This window comes from Haloarchaeobius iranensis (genome assembly GCF_900103505.1).
GTDB classification, from domain to species: domain Archaea; phylum Halobacteriota; class Halobacteria; order Halobacteriales; family Natrialbaceae; genus Haloarchaeobius; species Haloarchaeobius iranensis.
The window spans coordinates 23,987-46,192 of sequence record NZ_FNIA01000003.1 but is presented as its reverse complement, the minus strand read 5'-3'; the positions used below and the strand labels follow the sequence as shown (position 1 = coordinate 46,192).

The 22,206-nt window shown below is 68.7% G+C and carries 23 protein-coding genes and 1 pseudogene; 11 read left to right on the top strand and 13 right to left on the bottom strand.

What is annotated here, in order from left to right; all coding sequences use genetic code 11:
• The first annotated feature begins 235 nt into the window (after positions 1-235).
• Positions 236-1,519 (top strand): glutamate dehydrogenase GdhB, encoded by a 1,284-nt coding sequence (gene gdhB / locus BLT27_RS03065; protein ID WP_089731567.1) that lies wholly within the window; start codon positions 236-238, stop codon positions 1,517-1,519.
• Positions 1,520-1,534: 15 nt separating this feature from the next.
• On the opposite strand, the gene BLT27_RS03060 is transcribed toward gdhB, so the two are convergent.
• Positions 1,535-2,179, bottom strand: coding sequence for an HAD family hydrolase (locus BLT27_RS03060; RefSeq protein WP_089731566.1), 645 nt, complete (start codon positions 2,177-2,179; stop codon positions 1,535-1,537).
• 118 nt (positions 2,180-2,297) lie between these two features.
• On the opposite strand from BLT27_RS03060, the gene BLT27_RS03055 reads away from it, so the two are divergent.
• The 4 genes from BLT27_RS03055 (at position 2,298) to BLT27_RS03040 (ending at position 6,435) form a co-directional block, all read left to right on the top strand.
• Positions 2,298-3,131, top strand: a complete 834-nt coding sequence (locus BLT27_RS03055; protein ID WP_089731565.1) for a helix-turn-helix transcriptional regulator — start codon at positions 2,298-2,300, stop codon at positions 3,129-3,131.
• Positions 3,022-4,158 carry a DUF2332 domain-containing protein gene (locus BLT27_RS19610; protein ID WP_245707612.1) on the top strand — a complete coding sequence of 379 codons (1,137 nt, stop codon included), beginning with the start codon at positions 3,022-3,024 and terminating at the stop codon, positions 4,156-4,158. Before BLT27_RS03055 ends, BLT27_RS19610 begins: the two co-directional genes overlap by 110 nt.
• Before the next feature lie 67 nt (positions 4,159-4,225).
• The gene (locus BLT27_RS03045) at positions 4,226-5,098 is read left to right on the top strand and encodes an HpcH/HpaI aldolase/citrate lyase family protein (protein ID WP_089731563.1); all 873 of its coding nucleotides are present in this window, start codon (positions 4,226-4,228) and stop codon (positions 5,096-5,098) included.
• A gap of 80 nt (positions 5,099-5,178) precedes the next feature.
• Positions 5,179-6,435: a Glu/Leu/Phe/Val family dehydrogenase gene (locus tag BLT27_RS03040; protein WP_089731562.1), complete on the top strand. Its 1,257-nt coding sequence runs from the start codon at positions 5,179-5,181 to the stop codon at positions 6,433-6,435.
• Positions 6,436-6,459: 24 nt separating this feature from the next.
• Here BLT27_RS03040 and BLT27_RS03035 read toward each other — a convergent pair whose 3' ends face one another.
• Together BLT27_RS03035 and BLT27_RS03030 are read right to left on the bottom strand one after the other, a co-directional pair.
• Positions 6,460-7,002 (bottom strand): GNAT family N-acetyltransferase, encoded by a 543-nt coding sequence (locus BLT27_RS03035; protein ID WP_089731561.1) that lies wholly within the window; start codon positions 7,000-7,002, stop codon positions 6,460-6,462.
• A gap of 66 nt (positions 7,003-7,068) precedes the next feature.
• Entirely contained in the window at positions 7,069-7,272 is a 204-nt protein-coding gene (locus BLT27_RS03030; protein WP_089731560.1) for a hypothetical protein, read from the bottom strand.
• 98 nt (positions 7,273-7,370) lie between these two features.
• Between BLT27_RS03030 and BLT27_RS03025 the strand changes: the two genes are divergently transcribed.
• On the top strand, positions 7,371-7,628 hold the full coding sequence (locus BLT27_RS03025) for a hypothetical protein (protein WP_089731559.1): 258 nt from the start codon (positions 7,371-7,373) through the stop codon (positions 7,626-7,628).
• On the opposite strand, the gene BLT27_RS03020 is transcribed toward BLT27_RS03025, so the two are convergent.
• On the bottom strand, positions 7,625-8,815 hold the full coding sequence (locus BLT27_RS03020) for an acyl-CoA dehydrogenase family protein (protein WP_089731558.1): 1,191 nt from the start codon (positions 8,813-8,815) through the stop codon (positions 7,625-7,627). The genes BLT27_RS03025 and BLT27_RS03020 overlap by 4 nt on opposite strands.
• A 209-nt stretch (positions 8,816-9,024) precedes the next feature.
• Between BLT27_RS03020 and BLT27_RS03015 the strand changes: the two genes are divergently transcribed.
• On the top strand, positions 9,025-12,450 hold the full coding sequence (locus BLT27_RS03015; protein ID WP_089731557.1) for a thermonuclease family protein: 3,426 nt from the start codon (positions 9,025-9,027) through the stop codon (positions 12,448-12,450).
• A gap of 4 nt (positions 12,451-12,454) precedes the next feature.
• Positions 12,455-13,213, top strand: coding sequence for a hypothetical protein (locus tag BLT27_RS03010; protein ID WP_089731556.1), 759 nt, complete (start codon positions 12,455-12,457; stop codon positions 13,211-13,213).
• A gap of 9 nt (positions 13,214-13,222) precedes the next feature.
• On the opposite strand, the gene BLT27_RS03005 is transcribed toward BLT27_RS03010, so the two are convergent.
• Entirely contained in the window at positions 13,223-13,663 is a 441-nt protein-coding gene (locus tag BLT27_RS03005; protein WP_089731555.1) for a cupredoxin domain-containing protein, read from the bottom strand.
• Between the two features lie 154 nt (positions 13,664-13,817).
• Between BLT27_RS03005 and BLT27_RS03000 the strand changes: the two genes are divergently transcribed.
• Positions 13,818-15,353, top strand: coding sequence for an aldehyde dehydrogenase family protein (locus BLT27_RS03000; RefSeq protein ID WP_089731554.1), 1,536 nt, complete (start codon positions 13,818-13,820; stop codon positions 15,351-15,353).
• Positions 15,354-15,366: 13 nt separating this feature from the next.
• Here BLT27_RS03000 and BLT27_RS02995 read toward each other — a convergent pair whose 3' ends face one another.
• The 5 genes and pseudogenes from BLT27_RS02995 to BLT27_RS02975 form a co-directional block, all read right to left on the bottom strand.
• Positions 15,367-15,687, bottom strand: a complete 321-nt coding sequence (locus BLT27_RS02995; RefSeq protein WP_089731553.1) for a hypothetical protein — start codon at positions 15,685-15,687, stop codon at positions 15,367-15,369.
• Positions 15,688-16,010: 323 nt separating this feature from the next.
• A pseudogene (locus tag BLT27_RS02990) lies at positions 16,011-16,823 on the bottom strand (nitrilase-related carbon-nitrogen hydrolase).
• On the bottom strand, positions 16,820-17,254 hold the full coding sequence (locus BLT27_RS02985; protein WP_089731552.1) for an SRPBCC family protein: 435 nt from the start codon (positions 17,252-17,254) through the stop codon (positions 16,820-16,822). The pseudogene BLT27_RS02990 and the gene BLT27_RS02985 overlap by 4 nt, the downstream one beginning before the upstream one ends.
• A 44-nt stretch (positions 17,255-17,298) precedes the next feature.
• Positions 17,299-17,523 carry a DUF7123 family protein gene (locus BLT27_RS02980; RefSeq protein WP_089731551.1) on the bottom strand — a complete coding sequence of 75 codons (225 nt, stop codon included), beginning with the start codon at positions 17,521-17,523 and terminating at the stop codon, positions 17,299-17,301.
• A gap of 45 nt (positions 17,524-17,568) precedes the next feature.
• Positions 17,569-17,784 (bottom strand): DUF7525 family protein, encoded by a 216-nt coding sequence (locus BLT27_RS02975; RefSeq protein ID WP_089731550.1) that lies wholly within the window; start codon positions 17,782-17,784, stop codon positions 17,569-17,571.
• 110 nt (positions 17,785-17,894) lie between these two features.
• Between BLT27_RS02975 and BLT27_RS02970 the strand changes: the two genes are divergently transcribed.
• Positions 17,895-19,082 (top strand): LEA/WHy family protein, encoded by a 1,188-nt coding sequence (locus tag BLT27_RS02970; RefSeq protein ID WP_089731549.1) that lies wholly within the window; start codon positions 17,895-17,897, stop codon positions 19,080-19,082.
• A gap of 114 nt (positions 19,083-19,196) precedes the next feature.
• Positions 19,197-19,652, top strand: coding sequence for a DUF7528 family protein (locus BLT27_RS02965; RefSeq protein ID WP_368086023.1), 456 nt, complete (start codon positions 19,197-19,199; stop codon positions 19,650-19,652).
• 73 nt (positions 19,653-19,725) lie between these two features.
• Here BLT27_RS02965 and BLT27_RS02960 read toward each other — a convergent pair whose 3' ends face one another.
• The 3 genes from BLT27_RS02960 to BLT27_RS19605 form a co-directional block, all read right to left on the bottom strand.
• The gene (locus BLT27_RS02960) at positions 19,726-20,757 is read right to left on the bottom strand and encodes a phosphate signaling complex PhoU family protein (protein WP_089731547.1); all 1,032 of its coding nucleotides are present in this window, start codon (positions 20,755-20,757) and stop codon (positions 19,726-19,728) included.
• A 127-nt stretch (positions 20,758-20,884) separates the two neighbouring features.
• Positions 20,885-21,949 carry an ATP-NAD kinase family protein gene (locus BLT27_RS02955; RefSeq protein ID WP_089731546.1) on the bottom strand — a complete coding sequence of 355 codons (1,065 nt, stop codon included), beginning with the start codon at positions 21,947-21,949 and terminating at the stop codon, positions 20,885-20,887.
• Positions 21,950-22,013: 64 nt separating this feature from the next.
• Positions 22,014-22,178 (bottom strand): hypothetical protein, encoded by a 165-nt coding sequence (locus tag BLT27_RS19605; protein ID WP_175526358.1) that lies wholly within the window; start codon positions 22,176-22,178, stop codon positions 22,014-22,016.
• Between the last annotated feature and the right edge of the window lie 28 nt (positions 22,179-22,206).

Below are 22,206 nucleotides of genomic sequence, written 5' to 3'. Positions count from 1 at the left end.
CCTCGTGCTCACTCGCGGCCGTGTAGTAACTTCTGCCCGGACCGAAACCGTTTTGTTTAAATTCGTCTGCGGGGTACGGCCCGTAGATGCTCCGGCAGTCCCGCCACGTGGGGATTCTCACTGTCGGTCGAGCTTCGCCAGATGCCGTGTCACCAGCTCGCACAGCCACGTCGCCGTCGACTCCCACCGGGAACCGACGGCATCCGGGGGCACGCATCGGTGGGAGGTCATACTCATGGTCACAGCCACAACAACGGACGACGAGACGGAACAGCACGAGGAGAGCGCACTCGAGACCGCTCGACGACAGCTCGCCAGCGCGGCCGAACTGGTCGACGTCGACGAGGGCGTCATCGAGCGCCTGAACCACCCCGACCGCGTCCAGCGGGTCTCCATCCCGCTCAAACGCGACGACGGCACCACCGAGGTGTACACGGGGTACCGCGCCCAGCACGACAGCGTGCGTGGCCCGTTCAAGGGCGGCCTGCGCTACCACCCCGGGGTCTCCGAGCAGGAGTGCATCGGGCTGTCGATGTGGATGACCTGGAAGTGCGCCGTGATGGACCTGCCCTTCGGCGGTGCGAAGGGCGGCATCGTCGTCGACCCCAAGGACCTCAGCGAGGAGGAGAAGGAGCGCCTCACCCGCCGCTTCGCCGAGGAACTGCGCGACGTCATCGGCCCGAAGCACGACATCCCAGCACCCGACATGGGCACCGGCCCGCAGGAGATGGCGTGGTTCATGGACGCGTACTCGATGCAGGAGGGCGAGACGACGCCCGGCGTCGTCACCGGCAAGCCGCCGGTCATCGGCGGCTCCTTCGGCCGCGAGGGTGCACCCGGCCGCTCGGTCGGCATCATCGCCGAGCAGGCCATCGACTACTACGGTCGGGACATCGACGAGACGACCGTCGCCGTGCAGGGCTTCGGCTCGGTCGGCGCCTACGCCGCCCGCTACCTCGACGACCTCGGCGCGACCGTCGTCGCCGTCAGCGACGTCGACGGTGCCATCTTCGACCCGACCGGGCTCGACACCCGCGACGTCGAGGACCACGACGAGCGGCCCGGCATGGTGTCGGGCTACGACGCCCCGCACAGCATCTCGAACGACGAACTGCTCGAACTCGACGTGGACGTCCTCATCCCCGCCGCCGTCGGCAACGTCCTCACCGCGGACAACGCCGACGACGTACAGGCCGACTTGATCGTCGAGGGTGCGAACGGTCCGACGACCTCCGCGGCCGACGCCGTCTTCGACGAGCGCGGCATCCCCGTCCTGCCCGACATCCTCGCGAACGCGGGCGGTGTCACCGTCTCCTACTTCGAGTGGCTGCAGGACATCAACCGCCGCCAGTGGTCGCTCGACCGCGTCAACGAGGAGCTGCGCACGGAGATGCTGAAGGCGTGGGACGCCGTCCGCGACCAGGTCGACGAGCGCGACATCACCTGGCGCGACGCGACCTACGCGGTCGCGCTGGAGCGCGTCGGCAAGGCCCACGGGGCACGCGGGCTCTGGCCCTGACGCCGGCGCTCCGTCTCAGTCGACGAGCGCGGGGAGCTCCCGGAGGCTGTCGATCCGGTAGGTCGGCTCAACCGATGTCGTGACGGCGTCGCGCTCGACGAGCACCGAGTCGATTCCTGCATCCGTCGCGGCCGCCACGTCGACGTCCCTGTCACCGACGTACACCGCGTCCCGGGCGTCGAGTACCGACAGGGCGGACTCGATGTTCGACGGGTCCGGCTTCCGCTGTGCCAGCCCCTCCCGTGTCAGCGGGCAGCCCCGGACCGTCTCGAACAGGGACGCGAGGCCGAACCGTCGCAGGAGCAGCGAGACGACGGTGGGGTGGTTGTCGCTCACGACCCCGAGCGTGGGTGTGAGCGAGCGCACCGCGGCCACGTCCGCGTAGCACGACCGCGCACCCCGCTCGACGGCGCGCCACTGTGCCCGGATGGTCTCGACGGTCGCCTGCGCACAGAACCTGTCGGGGTCGACCCCAGCCGTCGTACACCGGTCCGCGATGGCGTCGAAATCACCGCCGAGGAACGCGCGTACCGTCTGCTCCTCGGGGAACGACCGTCGGAAGTGGTCGCAGGTCCGGCGGAACGCGTCCACCATCGTCCGCTCTGTCGGCGATTCGGCGATGACGCCGTCGAAATCGAACAGTACGGTGTCGTAGCTCATCTTCGGTTCGCCATCGCCGCGAATCCATCTTAGTGGCACCGCGTGGGACCGTCCCGGGGTGTGGGCGAGTCCTACACCGTGAGTCGGTGGCGAGCGGCGCGTCGACCGTCGACACCGAATGACGATGGACAGAGATAAGTACGGACTCGTGGGCATCCCCGGTATGGACGACCCGCCGACGGCGGCCCTGGAGCGCGTCGAGTTCCTCGCGGCGTCGCCAACGCGGCTCCGCCTCCTCGACGCGGTCGCCGAGGACCCGGCAGTCCCCGAGACGCTCACCGAACGGACCGGCATCCCCCGGTCGACCCTCCGGCGGAACCTCGCGGCCCTGGTCGACCGCGGGTACCTCTCGCACTCGGCCACCAGCGGGGAGTACTCGCTCACCGTCGCGGGGTCGGTGGTCCGGCGGGCACTCCACGACGCGGTGGCGACCGTCGACCGCGCCGACTCGCTCGTCCCGTTTCTCGACCACTTCCCGGTGGACATCCCGGTCGAGCCGGCCGCGCTCGCCGAGGCCGAGGTGGTCGGCTCCGACGAGTCGGACCCATTCAAACCCGTCGCCACGATCCGGGAGCGCTTCGGCGACAGCACGAGCGCCCGGGGCTTCCTGCCGGTCATCAACCCGCTGTACCTCAAGGGGCTCCGGGCCTACGCCGACACGGGACACACCGTCGAGCTCGTCGCGCCGCGTGCGGCCTACGACTCCCGTGCGGCCGACTCGCCAGAGGAGTTCCGGGCCGTCGCGTCGTCGCCGGGCGTCGAGCTCCTCGTCTCCGCGGCGGTGCCGGCGTACGCGGTCGGCTTCCTCGACGGCGACGCGGTGCTCGGCGCGTTCGACGAGCATCGCCGGACCCACTCCGTGTTGCACGCCGGGGCGGACTCGGCGGTGGCCGACTGGGCCGAGACGCAGTACGAGGCGGTGCGGGAGACCGCGGAACCGTTCGAGTGGTGACCGCTCCGCCTGCGCCGGTGGCGACCCGCGACGAGCGCGCGGCATCGCCGCGGCCGACGACGACGTCCTCGCCATCGCTGGCGCGGTTCCAGCCGACCAGCCAGCACCGAACAACCTGTTCGCGGCGGTCCACGCGCTCCTGCTGGACGGTGCAGCACACGACCTCCGCGAGTGGTACCCGAGCGTCGTCGGCGAGGACGCGCGGGACCCGAACGTGGACGACCCCGTGCCGGCGTTCGCTGACTTCGTCCGGTCCCACGAGGCTCGCGTCCGCGAACTGGTCGCAACCCGTCGGACGCAGACGAACGCCGTCGGTCGGACGAGCGTCCTCTACCCCGCGTTCGCCCGGGTCGCCGAGCGGGTCGACGGCCCGGTCGCGCTGGTCGAGGTCGGGGCGAGCGCCGGTCTCAACCTGCTCTTCGACCGCTACAGCTACCAGTACCGGCTGCCGGACGGCGGGGCCCGAACGGTCGGCGTCGACGACGCGTCCGTCACGGTGTCCGCCGACCTCCGCGCGGGCGACCCGCCGCTGCCCGCCGACCCGCCCGCCGTCGCCACCCGCGTCGGTATCGACCTGAACCCGCTCGACGCGACCGACGACGAGGACCTGAACTGGCTGCGGGCGCTCGTCTGGCCGGAGCACGTCGACCGCCACGAGCAGCTCGCGGCGGCGGCGACGGTCGCCCGCACGGACCCACCCGAGATCGTCGCGGGGGACGCACTCGACGTGCTCACCGCGGTGGTCGACGAACTCCCCACGGACGTGGCGGTTTGCGTCTACGACACGCAGGTGCTCTACCAGCTCACCGAGGCCCAGCGGGACCGGTACCGCGACCTGCTGGCCGACCTGGCCACCGACCGCGACCTGCACTGGGTGTCGGGGAGCCACGCAGTCGAGTCGAGCGACGGACCGGGCATCGCACTGCGCCACGCCGACGTGAGCGACGACGGCGTCCTCGAACCCACCACCACCATCGCACGCTACGAGTCCCACGGCCGCTGGCTGGAGTGGGTCGCCCCCGAGTGAGCCGACGCACCCCCGCGGCCGGCCCGAGACGAGAGGTTTCAACACCTAGTCCGTCGTCGGTTGGGATATGCTCAGACGTAGCGTGCTGTTCTCGCCCGGCGACCGACCGGAACTGCTGCGGAAGGCCCCCGGCACCGGCGCGGACACCATCGTCTTCGACCTGGAGGACGCCGTCGCACCGGCCCGCAAGGACGAGGCCCGCGACGCTGTGCGGGCGGTGCTGGCCGACCCCGAGTTCGAGCCCGACGCCGAGGTCTGCGTGCGGGTCAACCCCGTCGAAGGCTCCGGTGCGACCGCCGACGAGGACGTCGAGGCGCTGTTCGACGGACCGGGCGGCGACGATACCGCGGGCCGCCCGGACGCCCTGATGCTCCCGAAGTGCACCGACGGCGACGACGTGGACGCGCTGGACGCACTGGTCCCCGGCGAGACGCCGCCCGTCCTCGCGCTGGTCGAGAGCGCGGCCGGCGTGTTGCACGCCGAATCGGTCGCCGCCGCCGACGCGACCGACGCGCTCGTGTTCGGTGCCGAGGACCTCTCGGCCGACATCGGTGCGACCCGGACCGACGAGGGGACGGAGGTACTCTACGCGCGCGAGCACGTCGTGCTTGCGGCCGCCGCGGTCGAGGTCGACGCCATCGACACCGTCTACACGGATTTCTCCGACAGCGAGGGGTTGCGCGAGGCGACCGAGTTCGCCATCGAACTCGGCTACGACGGCAAGATGGCCATCCACCCCTCGCAGGTGTCCATCGTCAACGAGGCGTTCACGCCGGACCCGGAGACCGTCGAGTGGGCCGAACGCGTGCTGGCGGCCAAGGCGGAAGCCGACGCAGAGGACCGCGGCGTGTTCCAGGTCGACGGCGAGATGATAGACGCGCCACTCGTCGCACAGGCCGAGCGGGTCGTGGCACGAGCGACGGCGGCCGACGAAATATAAGGATATTGGAACAGGTTTAATCCCCTCCTATTGTTTTAACTCCGCCACGCTTAACCCCTCCCTCCGAGATTTTTCGGCTGATGACAGACGAGGCCAACCCATTCGAGAGTCTCCAGGAGCAGGTCGACGACGCCGCCGCGTACCTGGACGTCCGGGACGACGTGATCGAGCGGCTGAAACACCCCGAACGAGTGCTCGAGACGAACCTCACCGTCGACATGGACGACGGGAGCATCGGCCGGTTCAAGGCGTTCCGCTCGCAGTTCAACGGCGACCGCGGCCCTTACAAGGGTGGCATCCGCTACCACCCGGGCGTCTCCCGCGACGAGGTCAAGGCGCTCTCGGGCTGGATGGTCTACAAGTGCGCCACCGTCGGCATCCCCTACGGCGGCGGCAAGGGCGGCATCGTCATCGACCCGTCCGAGCACTCCGCGAGGGAGCTCGAGCGTGTCACTCGCTCGTTCGCGAAGGAGCTCCGGCCCCTCGTCGGCGAGGACCGGGACATCCCCGCACCCGACGTGAACACGGGTCAGCGCGAGATGAACTGGATCAAGGACACCTACGAGACGCTGGAGAACAAGACCGAGCCCGGCGTCGTCACGGGCAAGGCCATCGAGTCCGGCGGCAGCGAGGGCCGCGTCGAGGCGACGGGCCGCTCGACGATGCTCGCCGCCCGCGAGGTGTTCGACTACCTCGACCGCGACATCAGCGAGGCCACCGTCGCCGTGCAGGGCTACGGGAACGCCGGCTGGGTCGCGGCGAAGCTGGTCGACGAGCTCGGGGCCGACGTCGTCGCCGTCTCGGACTCCTCCGGTGCGGTCCACAAGGCCGACGGGTTCGACCCCGTCGCCATCAAGGACTTCAAGCGCGAGACCGGCTCCGTCTCCGGCTACGACGACGCCGACGAGGAGTTCACGAACGAGGACCTGCTGACGATGGACGTCGATCTCCTCATCCCGGCGGCGCTGGAGAACGCCATCGACGAGGAGCTCGCCCGTGACGTGCAGGCCGACATCATCGTCGAGGCAGCGAACGGGCCGCTCACGCCCGACGCCGACGACGTGCTCACCGAGTCCGACGTGTGGGTCGTCCCCGACATCCTGGCGAACGCGGGCGGCGTCACCGTCTCCTACTTCGAGTGGGTCCAGAACCGCCAGCGCTTCTACTGGGACGAGGAGCGCGTCAACGACGAACTGGAGGCCATCATCGTCGACGCCTTCGACCGCATGACTGAGGCCCACGAGTCCTTCGGCACGCCGAACCTCCGCACCGCGTGCTACGTCAACGCCATCCAGCGCGTCGTCGACGCGTACATGGACTCGGGCAACTGGCCCTGAGCCGCGGCCGGAGCATCGCCCTCGTCAGTCGAGCCGTTTCCCGTACCAGCGCTCACCCTCTCGCTCCGCCACCGACTCGTAGCCACGGCGCTCGTAGAAGCGACACGCCTGCGCCATCGACGTGTCCGTCTTGAGCACCGCGTACCCGAACCCGCGTTCGGCGGCCCACGTCGCGAGCCGGTCGAGCAGTTCGGTGCCGATGCCCTCGCCCTGCAGGTCGGGCGCGACCGCGACGCTGCGGATTCGGCACGTCTCGTCGACGGCGGCCGGGAGCCACGACGGCGGGTCCGACTCCTCGCGCACGTACGCGAGCGGCTGGAACCCGCCGATCGCGACGATGGCCGGCTCGGCGGCGTGGTCGCGGGTGGTCGCTACTGTGCCGCGATCGGCCGCCTCGACGACCGTGAACCGGCCGCCTGTTTCGAAGAACTCGCGTTCGACGTGGCGGAGGTAGCGGTCGTACGCCGGGTCATAGTCCATCGCGGACGCCCGGAGCGCCCGGTCGTGGACACGCCAGACTGCGTCGGTGTCGCTGGCTTCGAACCGACGAATCACGAAATCGTCCATAGCGGACGTCCTCGCGTGGACACGGAGAAACTTGCGGCGTCAGCGTTGGACGGGGGTGCCGCGGCGTCAGTACTTCGACGAGCTGTCGCTCGAACTCGTCAGATCCGTGATCGTCTCCTCCAGCTCGTCGACCAGTTCGTGGCCTTTGCTCGCCGCCTTCCCCTTCTTGCCGCCGTCGCCACCGAACTCGTCGAGCTTCGACCGGAGGCTGTCCAGTGCGTCGTCGACCGCGTCGCCTGCCGATTCGCTCTGGGTCTGGTGGTCGGTCATGGCTCCACCCGAAAACGGGTGCGCGAAGCAGTTCAAACGGGGGCCAAACCGAGTTGGCTCCGGTGGCTTCTTGGCTCCCGGGCCGATACTGACAACGGATGACAGACTCCGACCGGTCGCTCACGGACTCGCTCACGGAGTTCTTCAAGGAGTACAACAACCTCTACGTTATCGTCCTCTTCGGCTACGGGCTGGTGGTGTTCCCGTGGCTGCGCGCGGAGGGGTTCTACGACCTCGGTCTCGTCATCGCCGTCGTGCTCCTGGTCGGGCTGGTGTTCGCGCTCCGGGCGAACGTCGAACGGGCGAGAGAACGGCTCGGCGGCAACGACGAGGAGTTCGAGCGGCGCGGTTTCTAGAGGCCGAGTTCGCGGCCGATGACGAGGTGCTGAATCTCGCTGGTCCCCTCGCCGATCTCCATGAGCTTCGCGTCGCGGTAGAACCGCTGCGGTGAGAAGTCCTCGGTGTAGCCGTAGCCGCCGAGCGTCTGGACCGCCTCCTCGGCGACCTCGCGGGCGGCCTCGCTCGCGTCGAGCTTGGCGAGCGACGAGGACCTCGTGACGGACTGGCCCTGGTCGTACTGCCACGCCGACTTGTGGGTGAGCAGCCGTGCGCGCTCTATCTTGCGGTCCATGTCGACGACCTTGTCGCGGATGGCGTCGAACTTCGAGATGGGCTGGCCGAACTGCTCGCGCTCCGTCGAGTACTCCTTCGCCGCCTCGTACGCGCCCTGTGCGAGCCCGGTCGAGATGGCGGCGATGGAGATGCGCCCGCCGTCGAGCGTCTTCTTCGTCTGCTCCCAGCCGTCGCCGCGCTCGCCGAGCATCCGGTCCTCGGGCACGCGCACGTCGGTGAGCTTTATCTCGCAGGTGGGCGAGGCGTTCAGGCCCATCTTGTCCCAGACGGTGGTGACCTCGAAGCCGTCGTCCTCCTCGGGGTCGACGATGAACGTCGAGATGCCGCCGTAGCCCTCGCCGGGGTCGGTGACGGCCTTGACGAGGACGCTGCCGGCGACGTTCGCGTTCGTGATGAACTGCTTCGTACCGTTGAGCACCCACTCGTCGCCGTCCTTCTCCGCGGCTGCGCCGCTCCGTTCCGAGGCACTTCGCGCCTCGCTCTTCTCGGCGGTCGTGTCCATGTCGGAGGCGTCCGACCCGCTGCTCGGCTCGGTGAGCGCCCAGCCGCCGAGGTACTCGCCGGAGGCGAGCGGCGTGAGCCAGCGTTCCTTCTGTGCCTCGGTGCCGAACAGCTCGATGGGCTTGGAGGCGAGCGAGGTGTGGGCGACGTAGGAGAGCGCGACGGAGCCGGAGACCCGACCCAGCTCCTCGGCGACGACGGCGTACATCAGCGTGTCGCCGCCGAGACCGCCGTACTCCTCGGAGATGGGGACGCCCATCACGTCCAGGTCGGCGAGCTGGTCGAAGATCTCCTCGGGGAAGCGGTGCTCGTCCTCTATCTCCTGTGCGATGGGCTCGATCTCCTCGTCGCAGAAGCGCCGAACCTCCTCGCGGATCATCCGGTGTTCGTCCGGCAGCGTGAAGTCCATACGCAACACTTGCCGAGGGCCGAAATAAAAATGCCGAAGGTCGCCCCGGCGGTCGCCGCGTCGAAGACCTGGAACTGACGACCCCGCGTTTATTCAACCAAGCACGTGTACTCCATAATCCTATATATTCTATATCTTTAATCTTCAAAGCAAATCGGTGAATTTATACTGGTATCTACGAATCCCTCGGTGTGCAACGACGCGATTTTATGGCCACACTCGCCGCTACCTCACTCGGTAGCGTCGTGTCGGCCACGGGAGCGGGGGCATCGTTCGGTCAGAGCGCGGCACTCGACGTCGGCCAGCTCCGGTTCTACTCGACCGGCAGCCTCCTGAACGCCGCGGGCGAACCGCTCACTGACAGCTCGAACGTGCTCGTCTGGGCGGAGCCGACGGCGTCCAACGCCGACGAGGACGGCAACGGCGACGCCGTCAGCTACCCCGACGGCACCGACATCCCGCTCGTCGGCATCGACGGGACCGTCGTCGGCATCGGCAACGACTTCGTCAACAACCAGGAGTCCTTCGGCGACGCCGGCAACGAGGAGTTCCTCCTGAACGTCTGGGACGACCTGACCGGCGGCGACGCGTCGGTCCTCGTCGACGAGGGCCACGACAACGAGGTCACCCTGGCGGACATCTCGACGTTCGCCGGCTACGCCGAGGACAACGGCTACACCGTGACCGCGACGACGGACCTCGCGGCCGACCTCGGCGACGCGGACGGGCTGGTGCTCGCCCGCCCCGCGACCGCGCTCTCCGACAGCGAGCTCTCGGCGGTCGTCTCGTTCGTCGACGACGGTGGCGCGCTGTTCCTGCACGACGCCTCGGACTTCCAGGACCAGGACCGGACGGCCAACCTGAACGCCGTCGCCGAGGCCGTCGGCGCGGCCTTCCGATTCAACGACGACCAGGTGTACGACGACGAGAACAGCGGCTTCGAGAACTTCGTCGTCCTCACCGAGAACGGCAACACCGACGCCTACCCCGAGCTGTTCGAGGGTCGCGAGGGCATCGGCGGCGGCGAGCTCCCGTTCGAGCCGGGCGAGAGCTACCCCGGCACCGTGACGAGCGTCGCCGACGGCGACACGTTCACCGTCGAGTTCGATAACTCGGGGGTGGGCGCGCGGTCGATCCGCGTCCTCGGCGTCGACACGCCGGAGAAACCCGAGAACGCGAGCGCCGAGCGCCCCGAGGAGTGGGAGGGCCTCGCCTACGCGGCCGCGAGCGACCTGCGGCCGGTCGACTCGCTCTCGCACTACAGCGGCACCTGCTTCCTGAACGACGCGATGGGGCCGCTCACCGACGCCGCGACGGTGCTGTACTGGGCACCGTCGAACGCGACGGTCACCGACCAGAACGGCGGGGACGCCGTGAGCTATCCCGACGGGACCGACATCCCGCTCGGCGTGAAGGACGGGAACCTCGTCGGGCTCAGCGCCAACATGGTCACCGACGATGGCGACTGGGACGGCGACAACGGTGACTTCGTCCTCAACGTCTGGGACGACCAGCTCGGCGGCGAGGGCACGGTCGTCTGGCTCGACAACGGCCAGTACGACAGCCTCTCGGACCAGTTCGGCAACTTCGAGGGTCGCGCCGAGGACGCGGGCTACACGCTAGAGGAGAGCGGCGATCTCGCCGCGGCCGCTGGCGACGCCGACGCCGTCGTCGTCTCCTCGCCGAACGAGCTCTCGGACGCGAACCTCGACGCACTCGCCACCTTCGCGGCCAACGGTAACCCGGTCACGTTCATCGGCAAGTCCGACTACGACGACTTCGACCAGACCGGGCCGCTGAACACCGCACTCGCCGGGGTCGGCGCGGCGTTCCGCTACAACGACGCACAGGTCGTCGCAGACGGTGACTTCGCGTTCTCCACCCAGCAGTTCAACACCGACAGCTACGCCGCGTACTTCGGCGGCGACACCGAGGACCCCCTCGCGCACCTCCAGGAGTGGGCCGGCGAGGCGACCGACTTCGCCACCCAGGAGCTCGACGGGCAGGACGTCGTCGTCAGCTTCGACGAGAACGAGGGCGTCACCGACCCGTTCGACCGACTGCTCGGCTACGTCGAGTACGACGCCTCCGGCGACGGCAGCAAGGACACCCTGTACAACGCCTCGCTCATCGAGGAAGGGTACGCTCGCGTCTACGGCTCCGGCCTCTCGATGCACGACGAGTTCTGGAGCTACGAGAACCAGGCTCGCACTGCCGGCACCGGCGTCTGGGCCGAGAGCGACGTCGAGTCCGCACCGAGCTACCGGAACCGACCGGTCGAGGACCTGTTCGTCCCGACGCCGGCGGCCGTCGGCTCCGCGAACGGGGCGCTCGGTCAGGGTCGCGTCCCGGTCAACGCCGAGTCGAGCGCCAGCGTGAGCGAGGCCCCGCTCGCCGGCGTCGACCGGGGGAAGAACGTCGCGATGCTCGGCGGCCTCCTGGTCGACGAGGACCACGAGGAGGCCGAGGGCTCGGGCTACGATGTCTCCGGCTTCGAGAACTTCACGTTCGTCTCGAACCTCGCCGACTCCCTGTCCGGACGCGAAGGCGACGTGCTCATCGACGGTGGTCACGGCCAGTTCAGCGCCGACTTCGCCCTCTCGAACGAGGACGCCGCCTACTACCAGCGGTTCCTCGAGGGTGCCGGCCTGAACTTCGAACAGGTCAACGACCCGACCGCCGAGAAGCTCTCGCGTGGTCGCGCGCTGCTCGTCACGAGCCACACCGAGGCGTTCTCCGACGCGGAGGTCGACGCGCTCCAGAGCTTCCGCGACGACGGCGGCGCGATCGTGCTCCTCGGGGACGCCAACGCGAGCGACGCGGCCCGCGAGAACCTGAACGACCTCGCGAGCGCCCTCGGCACGGACCTCCGTCTCACCGGCGACGCCGTCACCGACGACTCCAGCAACGTCGACGGCGACGCGGGGCTCGTCACGACGACGAACTTCCACCAGGGCTTCGACCTGTTCGACGTCTACGAGCCGGGAGCGGGCGGTGACGAGCCGACCGCGCCGACCCTCTCGGTCAGCTTCCCCGAACGAAGCGGGGCCGGGAGCGCCGTTCCGGCCGACCTCTCGCTCTCGAACGCGCCCGACGGGCTCGCCGGCTTCGACGTGACGGTCAGTATCGCGGACACCGGCGTCGTCACCGCGTCGGACGTGAGCTTCGACGACGCCTTCCCCGACTCGACCACGGCGGCGTCCATCAGCGGCGACGGCTCCACGGTCAGCCTCGAAGCCGCCGACATCGAGGACAACGTCGGCACCGGCGCGACCGACGTCCCGCTCGCCACCATCTCGCTCGAACCGCAGTCGGACGGCACCACCGGTCTCGACCTCGGTATCGAGGCGCTCGACGCCGACGACGGCTCCGTCATCGACGCGGAGACGAGCACGGGCGACCTCACCATCGCGCCGGTCGAGCGCATCGGCGACAACGACCTGCCGACGGACCCCGACGGCGACGGCGTCTACGAGGACCTGAACGGCAACGGCCAGCTCGACTTCGACGACGTGGCGGTGTTCTTCGAGCACCGCGAGGAGGACGCCATCCAGGACTACGTCGACTCCTTCGACTTCAACGACAACGGTCGCATCGACTTCGACGACATCACGACGCTGTTCGAGGAGGTGTAGCGGAGTGGCCCGCCCCGACTCGACGATCACACACCGGACGACCGTCGCCGCGCTCGTGGTGGCGCTCGCGCTCGGCCCTGCGCTCGCCGGTGCCCACGCCGGCACGGTCGGGGCGGGTGCCGGCGACGACGCCGTGCCCGACGGGGTCACGCTGGTCGTCGCCGACGCCACGGTCGCTCCCGGCGGGACCACGGAGACCACGCTGACGCTGTCGAGCGTCCCCGCGGGCCTCTCCGGGTTCAACGTCACGGTCAGCGTCGCCGACACCGGGACGGCGACCATCACCGACGCGGCCCTCGCCGAGCCGTTCCCGGCCATCGGCGACGGCTCCGTCGTGGTCGCCGACGACGGCGGTTCGGCCCGCCTGAAGTCCGCGGACCTCGACGACGAGGTCGGCGCGGGCGACGGCCCGGTCTCCCTCGGTACCGTCACGCTGGCCGGCGAGACCGCCGGCACGGTCGACCTGGTCCTGTCGGTCGAGCAGGTCGACGACGACGACGGCTCCCGGGTCGACCCGGCGGCCGACGACGGGCTGCTGACGGTCGGCGAGGGGGCGACCACGACGGCGACGGCCACCCCGACGCCGGCACCGACGACCGACCAGCCGGGCACGCCGAGCGCGACCGACGCGCCGGGGACGACGGCGGCACCGACGACCACCGACGACGACGGCACGGTCGCACTCGGCGTCGGCGGCGCGGGCGGACTGCTCACCGTCGCCGCGCTGGCGCTGGCGCTCGTCGTCGGCAGCCGTCGCAGCTGAGGCTCGTCTTCAGTCCTGGCAGGGCAGCGCCGTGTCGACGCTCACGTCCCCGACCACGACAGCGCCGCACATCGCCTCGCGGCCGTGGATGCTGCACCGGTAGGCGTACAGCCCGCGCTCCTCGAACACGCGGTCGATGCTCGTCCCGGGCTCGACGGTACCGGCGTCGAACTCCCAGTCGGCGGCACCCCCGACCGCGGTGTCCGGGGTGACGTCGTGCGCGGTCGCGTCGACGTTCTCCCATCGCACACGGTCCCCGGGGTCGACGGAGACCCGAAGCGGCGCGAAACCCGCGGCGTCGACCTCGACCGCCGCGTCGGCCGGAGGAGGCCTGGTCGTTGGTGGGGCGGTCGTCACGGGGTCGTTGCTGTTGCCGTCGTTGCAGCCGGCCAGTCCCACCGCGAGGACCGTGCCGCCCGCGGCGAGGAGCTCGCGGCGCGAGATGGTCATGCCCACCAACACTCACTTCTGGCTGATAAAATTACATAGCTACGGCCGGAATCAACGCCGGGCTTGAACGTGTATCCGACCATGGGCGGGGGACTCAGTCGTACACATAGCAGCCTTTTTGACGGGTGGCAGCGAAAATTTTACCTGATTCGTTATGAGCCAGCAGGCCACCGATACCTACCAGCACTACATCGACGGCGAGTGGACCGACGGACACGGCGACGAGACCTTCGAGAGCAAGAACCCGGCGACGGGCGAGACCCTGGGCGAGTTCCACCGTGGAACACCAGAGGACGTACGCGAGGCCCTCGAGGCCGCCGACGAGGCCGCCGAGATGTGGCAGGCGATGTCCCACATCGACCGCGCGGAGTACCTCTGGGACATCTACCACGAGCTGCGAGAGCGGACCGACGAGCTCGGTGCGGTCGTGACCAAGGAGTGCGGCAAGGAGATCAGCGAGGGCAAGGCCGACGTCGTCGAGGCCGCGCACATGGTCGAGTGGGCCGCGGGCGACGCTCGCCACCCAAAGGGCGACGTGGTCCCCTCCGAGATACCGAGCAAGGACGCCTACATGCGGCGGAAACCGCGCGGCGTCGTCGGCTGCATCACGCCGTGGAACTTCCCGGTCGCCATCCCGTTCTGGCACATGGCCGTCGCGCTCGTCGAGGGCAACACCGTCGTGTTCAAGCCCGCCGAGCAGACGCCGTGGTGCGCCCAGATCATCGCCGAGATGTTCGTCGACGCCGGCATCCCGGACGGCGTGTTCAACATGGTCCAGGGCTTCGGCGACGCCGGGGCCGAGCTCGTCGAGAACGAGCGCACGGACACCGTCCTGTTCACCGGCTCCGCGGAGGTCGGCCACGAGGTCGCGAGCAAGGTCGGGGGGACGCCCGGCAAGCTCGCCGCGTGTGAGATGGGTGGCAAGAACGGCATCGTCATCACCGAGGAAGCGGACCTCGACGTCGCCGTCCACTCCGCCGTGATGTCCAGCTTCAAGACGACCGGACAGCGCTGTGTCTCCTCCGAGCGCCTCATCGTCCACGAGGACGTCTACGACGAGTTCAAGGAGCGCTACGTCGAGGTCGCAGAGAACATCGCCGTCGGCGACCCGCTCGACGAGGACACGTTCATGGGCCCGGCCATCGAGGAGGGCCACGTCGAGAAGATCCGCCGCCACAACGAGATGGCTCGCGAGGAGGGCGCGAACGTCCTCGTCGACCGCTTCGAGCTCGACGACGACGAGATCCCCGAGGGTCACGAGGACGGCCACTGGGTCGGCCCGTTCGTCTACGAGATCGACTACGACACCGACCTCCGCTGCATCAAGGAGGAGTGTTTCGGCCCGCACGTCGCCCTGCTGGAGTACTCCGGTGACATCGAGCGCGCCGTCGAGATCCACAACGACACGCCGTACGGGCTCGCCGGTGCCATCATCTCCGAGAACTACCGCCAGATCAACTACTACCGCGACAACGCCGAGGTCGGCCTCGCGTACGGCAACCTGCCCTGCATCGGTGCCGAGGTCCAGCTCCCCTTCGGCGGCGTCAAGAAGTCCGGCAACGGCTACCCGAGCGCCCGCGAGGTCATCGAGGCCGTCACCGAGCGCACCGCGTGGACGCTCAACAACTCGAAGGACATCGAGATGGCCCAGGGACTGAGCGCGGACATCAAGACGCAGACGGACGACTGAGGCGCGGTCCGCCTCAGGACCCGTTGAGCTGTTTCTCTGCCGCGTACAGGCCCGCCGCGTAGACGCCGAAGGAGGCGAGCCCGACGGAGAAGATTCCGATGGAGAACACGCCGACCGAGAAGATCCCCGCGGCGAAGAAGCCGACGGAGAAGATGCCGGTCGACATGACGCCGACGCTGAAGTTGCCGGCCGCGAGGTAGCCGACCGCCGACTCTCCCGCGGCGAGAACCTCGTACCCGGCGATCGTTTCGATACCGGCCACGGTCAGTGCGAGGGCCACTGCGAGCAGGCCCAAGACGACGATGCCAGTCAGGTCCTCGAGTTCGGGAGCCATGGTTCACCGTTGGTCTGGAACCGGTATGTAGGCAGGTAGTAATTATCGCCCGCTGGGAACGTCCTCGTCGACGCGAACGACGGCCCGCGAGGGACAGGAGTGCGGGCCACGAGAGTGGCGGGTGCGAAGCGACACCGGCGCCGCTTCGGGCAAGGTAGAGGCGAGAGTTCCGTTCCGCGATAGGCTCCTAGGTAGCCCCACGGAACGGAAGTGGGCGCGGGCGTAGGTGCGACGGGCGTTTGCCGGAATCGACGTGAAAAGCGTCACTCCGGCAACCCATGCTTTGGTCCCCGAACGTATAAACTCCGCGACTTTGACACGCCTCAGAGTCGTGCGTCCTCGAGCGCCGGGAACTCCCCGCGGACGCGCTCGACCGCAGCCGGGTCGACCTCGGCTTCGACGAGGGCCGGACTGTCGTCCGTCGTCGCGACCGGGGTGCCCCAGGGGTCGTAGACGGTCGAGCGGCCGAGCAATGTCGCGTCGTCGAACTCGCCGCTGCCGTTGATGGTGGCGACGTAGGAGAGGTTCTCGATGGCGCGGGCACGGGAGAGCGTCCGTCAGTGCTCGACGCGGGGGTACGGCCACGCGCTCGGGACGAGCGTCAGCGTCGCACCCCGTTCCTGCAGTTCGCGGTACAGTTCCGGGAACCGCAGGTCGTAGCACGTGGTGACGGCGACGGTGAACCCACCCAGCTCTGTGGTGGGAGTGCGTTCACCGGGAGTCAACAGCTCGGCCTCCGCCGAGGCGTAGCCGAACAGGTGGTGCTTGCGGTAGACGAGCTGGCGCTCGCCGTCGGCGTCGAACAGGACAGCGGTGTTCGCCAGCCCCTCGTCGGCTGGCGTCGGCACGGTGCCGGTGGCGGCGGTCTCCCCGAGGTCCTCGACGACGGTGCCGGCGAGCACCGCGACGTCGTTGGCGGCCGCGACGTCGGCCAGGCGCGTGAGCGTCTCCCCGTCGAGCCCCTCGGCGGCGCGCTGGTACACGTCGAAGGCGAAGTAGCCCACGTTGAACAGCTCGGGCAGCGCGACGAGGTCCGCACCGCGCTCCGCCGCGGACTCGACTGCGGCGACCGCGCGCTCGACGTTGTCCTCGATGGCCGCCGGTTCGACCGCCAGCTGAGCGAGTGCGAGGTTCATGCCGGCAGCTCCAGATAGTCGCGCAGTGCGGCTTCGAGGTTGTCGAGCTCCTGGTCGAGATTGCGCTCGAAGAAGCGTTCGACGCCGGGGAGCTTCCCGTCCACGACGAACCGGTTCGTGAGCGTACAGCCTTCCTCGGTCTCCCGTATCAGGTGTTCACCGGTGACCCGCATCACCTTCGACCGACCCTCGAACCGGACGAACTCCGGCTCGCGCCGGTCGACATCGCGAGTCTTCACGGCGACGGTGCGCCGGACGAGCGGGATGGGCAGTTCGACGTGCCACGTCGCCTCCGTACCGTCCTCGTTGCGGAGCTCGAACCGGTCCACGACGCTGATGGGACGAGCACGAAGCTCCGGGTCCGCGATGAAGGCCCAGACTCGCTCGGGGGCAACCGGGAACTCAAACGTCCGCTCGACCCGGACTGTCATATGATAACTGATGCCCTCGTGGGCAAAAACGCAGCGGAATCGGGTTAGCTAACCGTTACTTTCCACGTCGTCGACCGCGAGCGCCCCCACTTCTCGATGTCGACCTCCTCGGACTTCTCTGAGAGGTGCGGGAGTCGCGACCCCACCTGCTTCGAGGAGAGGTCTATCGCGTCCGCGATGTTCTTCGCACGGAAGTACTGTTGCCCCTTCGAGACGCTATCTCGGAGGTAGGCGAGTATCCGTTGCTCCTCGTCGGAGTAGTCGCTCATCGTCTACACTGAGATAGGGGCCTCACGCTAATAACGATTTTTGCTCTACTGGTCCCACCACTGCAGCGCGAAGACCGAGAGCATCGAGAAGATCATCGCGCCCGCGAAGGCGGCACTGCCCGCGACCTGCGCGCTCGACGTGCCACCGAGGTACTGGATGCCGAAGACGGCCATCGCCACGGCGCTCAGGACTGCGCCGACACCGAAGGCGGTGGAGAACCCGATCGCCTTGTCGCTCGACCCGGACGTGTGTTGGCTCATGGCCGTCTCTATCGAGGGAAGGGTCTTAATCCCTGCTGTCGACGGCGGGGTTGCATCCAAAGGCCGTTGGCTCAAGGCCTTTTACGCAGGGGCCACGTCGGTCCACAGGAATGACAGACGGAACGGACACAGGTGATGGGTCGACGAGCGGGGGGCTCGCCTCGGTGAAGGGCGTCCTGTTCGGCAGCGAACTCCGCATCGGGGCCGCCCTCGTGGTCGGCCTCGTCGGCGTCGTCGTCGCGGCGTACCTCCTCGGCTTCCTCGGTGTCCCGTCGGTCACGGGCGTCGAGAACCGGTTCGGCGAGACCAACGAGTCGACGACGGTCATCGAGACGGAACTCGGGGTCGAGAACCCGAACCCGGTCGGGACCGGCTTCCTCGACGTGTCGGCCGAGTACGAGGTCGCGATGAACAACGTCACGATGGCGACCGGCCAGCGGTCGGGCATCGACGCGGCTCCGGGGCAGTCGACGGTGACGACGCGGAGCTACCTCCAGAACGAGCGGATACCGCAGTGGTGGGCCAGCCACATCCGTCGCGGCGAGCGGACCGACGTGCGTATCGACGCGAGCATCCGGTCGGGGCTCGTCGGCCGCTCCGTCGCGGTCCCCCAGCAGCGGACCATCGACACGGACCTGCTCTCGTCGTTCAACTCGACCGAGACGCGCGAGGTGAACGCGAACCGGCCGCTTGTCGACGACCCCGTGCTCTACGTCAACCGGACCGCCGGCCGGTGGGGCGAGGTGACCAACGAGTCGACGCCAATCGTGCTCGACTTCTACGTCTACAATCCGAAGTCGTACGCCATCCCCATCTCGCAGATCGAGTACGCGGTGAACATGAACGACATCACGGTCGGCGAGGGGACGAACACCCGGGAGTACGTCCTCGCGCCCGGCGAGGTGACGCGGGTTCGAACCGTGACGACCATCGACAACCCGAACCTCGACGAGTGGTGGGTGAGCCATCTCCAGCGCGACCAGGTGACAGACCTGCGGATCGACTTCAGCGTGACCACCGAGATCGGCGGCACCAGCGTCCAGATACCGATGGACCGGTTCACCTACACCGAGACCATCGAGACGGACATCTTCGGCACGAAGAACGCGACCGACAACGACGGCGGGAACGGCACGGACGGGTCGGCGACCGACGGGGGCACCAGCGGCAGTGGTGACGAGACCACGACCGACGACGGGAGCGGCGGCGACGACGGCACCACGAGCGGTGGCGGCACGACCACGGACGGCGACGGCATCCTCGGAGCCCGCGCGTCGGATGCGGCAAGACTCGCGTGAACCGGCTCGGCGAGTGCTGACGCCGGCAACACGCTTATTATCCCGGGCCGCTCAGGGTACCGTACATGACACGGAGTACCCAGTCTCCTGGTCGAGTTCTCCGACGGTAACGAGATCACCGTCGAATCCACTCCAGAGTCGATTGTCGTTTCTATCGGTGAATCGGACCGGACGCTCACGCGTCGAGAAGCGATGGCACTGCAGGACCAGATCGGCGACGCACTGGTCGAACGGCGGGAGTTCTTCCGCACCACCGGCGTCCACCGCGAAGACGGTTCCTACGAGGTGACCCGTCGCGGGGCCGACTCCGCCGGGAACGCGAAGGTGTTCGAGAGCTTCGAGACCGTCCGCCGGCTGTACGAGCGCCTGCCCGACGAGTTCGGGGCGGAGGCGGTCGGCCGGACCGGTATCACGGGCTCGCGCCGACACATGCTGGTGCGACACTTCGCGGAGCATCCGGCCTTCGACTGCGAGATAACGAGCCGGAGCCCGCTGACGGTCGCGAAGACCGACCCCGAGCCCACGGACGCCACAGAGGAGGAACGCATGCCGGAAGCGACGGCCGACTGAGGCGGTCGCCCCGGTCCGTGTAGCTTCACACATCCAGCGACAGCGCAGGACGGAGAACGAGCGGCCGACGCGCTCAGTGGATCTCGACGTGCTCGGACTGCTCGTTGAGCGCGAGGTTGACCGCTATCTCGGCGTTCCGCATCGCGTACTGGGCGGTCTGCTGGAGGCTCACGAGCACCTCGCGGACCTGGAGGAGGTCCTTGTTGTCCATCTCGGGGAGGTCGTCGAGTATCTCGCGCTCGCGGTCACTGATCTCGTGGAACAGCCGACGCACCTCGATGGTCTTGTCGTAGTCGCGCTCGACGGCGGCCTCGACCGCCAGCGCGGTTATCTCGTCGACCTTCTCGGTGAACTCGCGGATGCGGCGCATCACGGGCTGGTCCACGTTGAGCGTGTGGTTCTCGGCCTCCATGACGATCTCGGCGATGTCCTCGGCGTTGTCCGCGGTGAGCTCCAGGTTCTTCGCGATGGAGCGGTAGCCGATGAGCGGGAAGCCCTCGTCCAGGCCGACCGCGCGGGCGAGGTTCGGGTTCTGGTAAGCGGTGAAGATGAGCCGCAGCATCAGCACGAATATCTTGTTCGCCTGCCGCTCGCGGTTGAGCGCGCGCTGGGCCATGTCGGGGTTCCCGTGGGCGAGCGCCTTGATGGCCTCGCCGCGCATCGTGGAACCCGTCGATTCCAGTCGCTCGAGCAGGTTGTCGAGCGTGAAGTCCTCGGGGTCGACGGAGCACCGGATGGCGATGCTCTCGGGCGTCTCCTCGATGACGCCGAGGCCCATCAGCTGCGTCTCGGCCTGGTAGACCGCGTTGATGTGCTCCGAGGGGAGGGTACCGCCCTCGTGGACGACGCGGATGACCCGTCGCCCGAGCACGTACTGGGCGACGATGGCGCGCTCGACGGCGTCCGCGTCCAGGTTGTCCGCGTGGATGATCGCCTCGGACTCCTCGGTGTTCACCGACTCCGGCATCACCGTCAGCGTCCCCTTACCGCCCATCCGCAGCGACACCTCGTCGCCCTTCTCGACGTTCTGCTCCTTCGCCCACTCCGCGGGCAGCGTCATCGCCAGCGTGGACGGCCCGAGCCGCTGGACCTTTCGCGTTTCCATGCCCTTCCGTAGCCATGGGGAGACCTTATATTTGACTGCCTCGCGATTATATTCCGTAGTACTCGATAATACCACTCCTTACGTGGTTCTATCAGGGTCGAAACAGCCGCTACTGGCCGGAGACGGGTTATACGACCTTCAGCAGCCGCCGCTCGTACCTGCCGACGCGGACCTGCTGCCACCCGCGGAGCGACTCGTTGACCGTCCCGTCGTCGGTGTCCACCCGGAGGACCCCAACGTCGTCCAGTTTGTTCCGAGAGGCGACGACCTCGACCTCGCTGCGCTCGATGACCGCCGGCGAGATCTGGTGGTTGCCCCGTCCGAAGATGAACCCCTGGCCGCCGATGGGCGAGACGACGATGACGTTCCGTTCCCCGAGCACGTCGAGAATCTCGTCCTCGGTCGCGTCGTACGCCAGCACCTCGCCGTCGCGCCAGACATCCACCCCCAGCGGCGACGGCTCGAAGCCGAGCGCCCGCTTGATGGCCCCGACGGTGCTCCCGGGCGCGAGGACGTAGGTGACGTCCGGCTCGACCTCCTCGGCGAACCCCTCCGCGAGCGACTCGACGGTGCCGCCGCCGACCTGTTTCGACGACTGCACGGCTTCGGCGACCGGCACGGGGACGACGGCGTGGAGCGTCGTCCGTACCTCGCCACCGCGGTAGGCGTCCTCGTCGATGTCGTTCACCTCGCGGTCCGCGACGCGCTCGAACGTCGCCGCCACGCGCCCCGCGTCCCGGGGTGTCACGGCGAACACCGAGGAGTAGATCTTCACGCCCGCTGGGACACCGAGCATCGGCGTGTCGACCTCGGCGGCCTGCAGGGTCTTCGCCACGTCGACGGCCGTCCCGTCGCCGCCGACGAACAGCACGAGGTCCACGTCGGCGTCGCAGAACGCCTCGACCGCCGCGCGGGTGTCCGCAGCGTCGGTCTCGTCGCCGGGGTCAGTGACGACCGCCGGCTCGAAGCCGGCGTCCCGGGCCTCCCGTTCACCCATCCCGCCGCCGGCGACGAACAGTTCGACGTCCTCGCTCGCGGCCTCACGGAGCGTCCTCAGGGCTTCGACGGCCCGTTCGGGCGCGCGCGGCTCCGCACCGCGTTCGCGTGCCTCCGCGACCTTCCCGTCGGTCCCCTTCAGTCCGACCCGTCCTCCCATCCCGGCGATGGGGTTGACGACGACCCCGATTCGCATGTGCCGTCCCTTGGTCAGTCCGGTGGAAAAAGGACGCGCTTCCGGCACCGGAGCACGGGGCCGGCTACTCCGGGAGCCCGGTCACGCCGTAGTACGCGACCAGGGCCAGCAGCGCACCCGCCCCGGCCGCGACCGCCCCGCCCCACGTGCCCAGCGAGCCGACGACGGCGACGGCTGTCCCGACGGCTCCGCCGATACCGCCCGGGAGCGCGCAGTTCCAGTCGGTCATACCACGGCCTCGGTGCCTCGGCACCGTG

Coding starts and splice junctions, on each gene's coding strand:
- gdhB (WP_089731567.1), top strand. CDS start 236: ATGGTCACAGCCACAACAACGGACGACGAGACGGAACAGCACGAGGAG.
- BLT27_RS03060 (WP_089731566.1), bottom strand. CDS start 2,179: ATGAGCTACGACACCGTACTGTTCGATTTCGACGGCGTCATCGCCGAA.
- BLT27_RS03055 (WP_089731565.1), top strand. CDS start 2,298: ATGACGATGGACAGAGATAAGTACGGACTCGTGGGCATCCCCGGTATG.
- BLT27_RS03045 (WP_089731563.1), top strand. CDS start 4,226: ATGCTCAGACGTAGCGTGCTGTTCTCGCCCGGCGACCGACCGGAACTG.
- BLT27_RS03040 (WP_089731562.1), top strand. CDS start 5,179: ATGACAGACGAGGCCAACCCATTCGAGAGTCTCCAGGAGCAGGTCGAC.
- BLT27_RS03035 (WP_089731561.1), bottom strand. CDS start 7,002: ATGGACGATTTCGTGATTCGTCGGTTCGAAGCCAGCGACACCGACGCA.
- BLT27_RS03030 (WP_089731560.1), bottom strand. CDS start 7,272: ATGACCGACCACCAGACCCAGAGCGAATCGGCAGGCGACGCGGTCGAC.
- BLT27_RS03025 (WP_089731559.1), top strand. CDS start 7,371: ATGACAGACTCCGACCGGTCGCTCACGGACTCGCTCACGGAGTTCTTC.
- BLT27_RS03020 (WP_089731558.1), bottom strand. CDS start 8,815: ATGGACTTCACGCTGCCGGACGAACACCGGATGATCCGCGAGGAGGTT.
- BLT27_RS03015 (WP_089731557.1), top strand. CDS start 9,025: ATGGCCACACTCGCCGCTACCTCACTCGGTAGCGTCGTGTCGGCCACG.
- BLT27_RS03005 (WP_089731555.1), bottom strand. CDS start 13,663: ATGACCATCTCGCGCCGCGAGCTCCTCGCCGCGGGCGGCACGGTCCTC.
- BLT27_RS03000 (WP_089731554.1), top strand. CDS start 13,818: ATGAGCCAGCAGGCCACCGATACCTACCAGCACTACATCGACGGCGAG.
- BLT27_RS02995 (WP_089731553.1), bottom strand. CDS start 15,687: ATGGCTCCCGAACTCGAGGACCTGACTGGCATCGTCGTCTTGGGCCTG.
- BLT27_RS02985 (WP_089731552.1), bottom strand. CDS start 17,254: ATGACAGTCCGGGTCGAGCGGACGTTTGAGTTCCCGGTTGCCCCCGAG.
- BLT27_RS02980 (WP_089731551.1), bottom strand. CDS start 17,523: ATGAGCGACTACTCCGACGAGGAGCAACGGATACTCGCCTACCTCCGA.
- BLT27_RS02975 (WP_089731550.1), bottom strand. CDS start 17,784: ATGAGCCAACACACGTCCGGGTCGAGCGACAAGGCGATCGGGTTCTCC.
- BLT27_RS02970 (WP_089731549.1), top strand. CDS start 17,895: ATGACAGACGGAACGGACACAGGTGATGGGTCGACGAGCGGGGGGCTC.
- BLT27_RS02960 (WP_089731547.1), bottom strand. CDS start 20,757: ATGGAAACGCGAAAGGTCCAGCGGCTCGGGCCGTCCACGCTGGCGATG.
- BLT27_RS02955 (WP_089731546.1), bottom strand. CDS start 21,949: ATGCGAATCGGGGTCGTCGTCAACCCCATCGCCGGGATGGGAGGACGG.
- BLT27_RS19605 (WP_175526358.1), bottom strand. CDS start 22,178: ATGACCGACTGGAACTGCGCGCTCCCGGGCGGTATCGGCGGAGCCGTC.